Source organism: Corallococcus praedator, assembly GCF_003612125.1.
In the GTDB taxonomy this organism is placed as follows: Bacteria; Myxococcota; Myxococcia; order Myxococcales; family Myxococcaceae; genus Corallococcus; species Corallococcus praedator.
Genome location: NZ_RAWI01000625.1, coordinates 1 through 3,469 on the forward strand (window position 1 = coordinate 1; position 3,469 = coordinate 3,469).

The 3,469-nt window shown below is 71.0% G+C and carries 5 protein-coding genes; all 5 read right to left on the reverse strand.

Going from position 1 to position 3,469, the window contains the following annotated elements; genetic code table 11:
• Positions 1 to 107: 107 nt before the first annotated feature.
• Positions 108 to 650 (reverse strand): hypothetical protein, encoded by a 543-nt coding sequence (locus D7Y13_RS39970; protein ID WP_199732665.1) that lies wholly within the window; start codon positions 648 to 650, stop codon positions 108 to 110.
• A 184-nt stretch (positions 651 to 834) separates the two neighbouring features.
• A complete protein-coding gene (locus tag D7Y13_RS39975) occupies positions 835 to 2,109 on the reverse strand; it encodes a peptidase MA family metallohydrolase (protein ID WP_120537364.1) in 1,275 nt (424 codons plus the stop codon).
• Between the two features lie 8 nt (positions 2,110 to 2,117).
• Entirely contained in the window at positions 2,118 to 2,417 is a 300-nt protein-coding gene (locus D7Y13_RS39980; protein WP_120537365.1) for a DUF167 domain-containing protein, read from the reverse strand.
• Between the two features lie 6 nt (positions 2,418 to 2,423).
• On the reverse strand, positions 2,424 to 2,951 hold the full coding sequence (locus tag D7Y13_RS39985) for a DivIVA domain-containing protein (protein WP_120537366.1): 528 nt from the start codon (positions 2,949 to 2,951) through the stop codon (positions 2,424 to 2,426).
• Between the two features lie 81 nt (positions 2,952 to 3,032).
• A partial coding sequence (locus D7Y13_RS39990; protein WP_244222444.1) for a HEAT repeat domain-containing protein occupies positions 3,033 to 3,469 on the reverse strand: 437 nt, incomplete at its 5' end.

Consider the following 3,469-nt stretch of genomic DNA (forward strand, 5'->3'; position numbering starts at 1 on the left):
TGTGTATAAGAGACAGCGCCAGCCCCCGGACCCTCCCTTGTGGGGAGAAGCGTCAAGCCGGACGGATCGGCAAACCGTTGCTACAAAAAGTCAGAGCCCCCTTCGGCTCAGTGCATCGCGGACCGCTCGTCGCGACGGCCCACCGGGGCCCGCTTCGCGTGGGACGGCCGCTCGAAGTACTCCACCACCAACCCACCGAAAGGCACGCGAGGCCCATCCGCCTTCGGGTCCGCCAGCCGCTGCAGCAGCGCCACCGCGCTGTCCACGGCTTCGTCCACCGCGCTGTGGATGCGCTGGCGCTCCGCGTCGCTACCGCCCAGGACCTCCAGGGCGTCCACCAGACACCGCCGCAGCAGTGAGAACTCGTCGTGCAGGGCCCGCGCGCCACGCTCCGGCGCCAGACGCAGCACCGCGCGGGTGCGACTCCAGGGGCTGGACTCCGCGCCCTCCAGCGTCAGTCCCAGCTCGCGGACGAAGGGCTCCACCAGTCCGTCCAGCAGGCTGGGGCCCGGAACGCCCTGGCCCTCGTGCGCCGCCAGTCGCATCCGGCGCCACAGCGCCGCGATCCGCTCCGGCTGCCTGCTGAAGACCCGGGCCGCCCCCGCCTTCTTCCGTCCCCGCTCCGCCGCCATGTCCGTTGTCGTCCGCATCGCGAACGGAGACATAGCAAGTGCTTTGCCAACGCCAGACGTGCACCAACGCCCAATGAATCCAGCCCTTTGGGCGATCCCCTTGCCCTGAAGGGCAGGCGGAGGGCGTAAATCCTACGGGGCGGGTGTTGAAAGCGGGGATGCCAGGGGAAGTTCCTTCCCTCACTGGGCAGGGACGCGACCGTCAGTGGAGCGTTGGCTTGGGCGGGCGACCTGCCGGGTGCTCGGCATCCACCTCATGCTCGCCGCTGGGGGACTCCGGCTCCTCGTCCCCCGGTTCCAGGGCGTCGGAGGTCTCCGGGCTTCCAGCCCCGGACTCCAGCGCTTCCGGCGCACCCTCCATCGCCTCGGGCCGCGAGGGGGCCGGGCCCGGCGTCGGGGTGGCGCCGGGCCACTCCGGCCAGGTGAGGGCGGAAGGGGACCCAGGCTCCGTGCCATCCGCGCCCACCGGGCCGGCGGCGCGGGCGGCGGCGAGCAGGCGCAGCGCGGCGTCCTCGGCGGCGTCCTCCGCGGCCAGCTCCGTCATCCGCGCGGACTTCTGCCACATCCGGCGCGCGAAGGCGGCCACGCACAGGGCGGAGGCGGCCAGCCACAACAGCGCGGAGCTGGTGGTGAGCGGCAGCCAGCCGTACCGGGCTGCGAGCCCCTCGCGCCAGTCCTGCTCCTCCAGGAGGAGCGACGTGCGGAACGCCTTGCCGAAGGCCTGTTCAAAGGGCTCCCCCGCGCGCACTCCGTCCACCAGCAGGCCCATGGCCTGGGCGCCGTGCTTTCCGGTGAGGTAGGCCACGAAGGCGGCGCTCTGGGCGTAGGCGATCTCTACATCCGCGGGCACGTCCGGCCAGTCCTCGGACAGGTCCTCGAAGTGGAAGACGCGCTCCTGCGTCACGGCGCGGAAGAGGGCGGTGTAGTGGGCGACGGAGTAGCGCTCGTCGGTGAGGTTCTGCGCCACGCCCTCCTGGAACCAGCGCGGCCATTGCTTCGCCAGCTGTCCCAGCGCCACGTGCGCCAGCTCATGCCGCAGCGTGGTGGGGCCTTCCGTGTCGCTCAGGCTCAGCGCGTCCAGGAGGATGATTTGATGGCCGGGGTAGGCGAGCGCCACCGCCCAGCCCGGGGGCTTGCCGCCGGGGAGGGCCAGGGCCTCGAACTCCTGACGGCCCACGCCCAGGCGGATTTCGGTGGTGCCCGGCCAGTCGCGTCCGAGCATCGCGCCGAAGCCGTCCCGCACGCCTTCAATCTGTTGGGCCAGCGCCCGGGCCGCGCCCGCCGCCTTCGCGGTGTGGACGATGACGAAGCGCTTCGTGCGCACCTCCCCGGTGGCCAGCGCGGGCCGGGCGTGGGGCACGAGCGCCGTGTCGGTGACGACGGCCTCCTGGGCGTGGATTCCGCGCGGACCTTCGTCCTGTGCGAACACCCGGGGCGAGGCCAGCAGCATCATCAGGACAGCGAACAGGCGGAGCATGCGTGGCCTCACGGTCCACCAGAGATAACAGCCTCCACCGCCGCCGCATCAACCCCCTGCACCTTCAATCGCTTACGGCGCGACGTGTCACCGGCCGTGAGGGTCACCTGCCGCTTGGGCACACCCAGCTTCTTGGCGATGAATTCCAACAGGGCGGCATTCGCTTCGCCATCCACCGGCGGGGCCGCGAGCTGGATCTTCAACTGGCCATCGTGTTCGCCCACCACCTTCGTGCGGGACGCACGGGGTTGGACGAGCACCGTCAGCTCCACGCCCTCCGGCACTGTCTTGAGCCAGGGGGCGGACACGGAAGGCTAGTCGTTGGAGGTGGCCTTCTTCTGGGTCAGGAACGCGACATTGTCCTCGACGCGCGCGTAGTCGCGGTCCGCGAAGGAGGGCGCCGCGAAGGTCTCCAACAGCTTGCGGTGGGCTTCCACCACGGAGCGCACCTGGGATTCGAACTGGGTGCGCTGGCGCTTCAGCTCGTTGATGTCTTCCACCACCTGCACCAGCCGCTGGTGGGCACCGTGGACGATCTTCTCCGCCTGGTGCTCCGCGTCCGCGATGATGATCTCCGCTTCCTTCTTGGCGGCGTCCTTCAGGTCCTCGCTGATGCGCTGCGCGGTGACCATCGTCTCCTGGAGGGTGCGCTCGCGCTCCTGGTGTTGCTCGAGCTTGTGCTGCGTGCGCTTCAACTCCTCCTTGAGCGCGATGTTCTCCTTCACCACCTCCTCGAACTCGCCGGCGATGAGCTCCAGGTACGCGCTCACTTCGGGACGCGCGAAGCCGCGCATCACCGTCTCGAAGCGCTTCTGCCGGATATCGAGCGGGGTGATCTTCATGCGCGCCAGTCTAACCCATACACGCGCGCACTCCAGGAATCGGCCCCTGCCCGGAAGGGCAGGCAAGCAGGCAGGCGCGTCTCAGGGCGCCGCGGCCGCGGGGGCATCCCACTGCGCCGCCACGGAGCGCGCGGCGTTCTGCACCGCGTAGCCCACGCGGCTGTCGGCGGCCACGTCCTGCACGGAGCGCCGGGCGGTGGGGGTGCGCTGGTAGAGCAGTCCCCCCAGCGCTTGAATCTTCAGGGCATCCGGCAGGCGCGGGTGGCGCACGACGTTGCCGAGGATCTCCTCCGCGCGGCGGTGCTGGAAGAGCGCCACCGCGCGCAGCGCCGCCTGCTGGATGCGCGGGTTGGGGTCCCAGATGAACGCGGCCAGCGGGTCCAGGGCGCGCGGGTCCCCCAAGAGCGCCAGGTCCTCGATGGCGAGCGTCCGGATCTCCTCCGGCGCCGGCTCCGCGGCCCACAGCAGGCCGCGCAGGAGGGCGGTGTCGGGGGGGCTCGCGTCCGCCTGGGCCGGGG

Excerpts from the sequence above, each read along its gene's own strand:
- D7Y13_RS39985 (WP_120537366.1), bottom strand. The coding sequence starts at position 2,951 with ATGAAGATCACCCCGCTCGATATCCGGCAGAAGCGCTTCGAGACGGTG.
- D7Y13_RS39975 (WP_120537364.1), bottom strand. The coding sequence starts at position 2,109 with ATGCTCCGCCTGTTCGCTGTCCTGATGATGCTGCTGGCCTCGCCCCGG.
- D7Y13_RS39970 (WP_199732665.1), bottom strand. The coding sequence starts at position 650 with ATGCGGACGACAACGGACATGGCGGCGGAGCGGGGACGGAAGAAGGCG.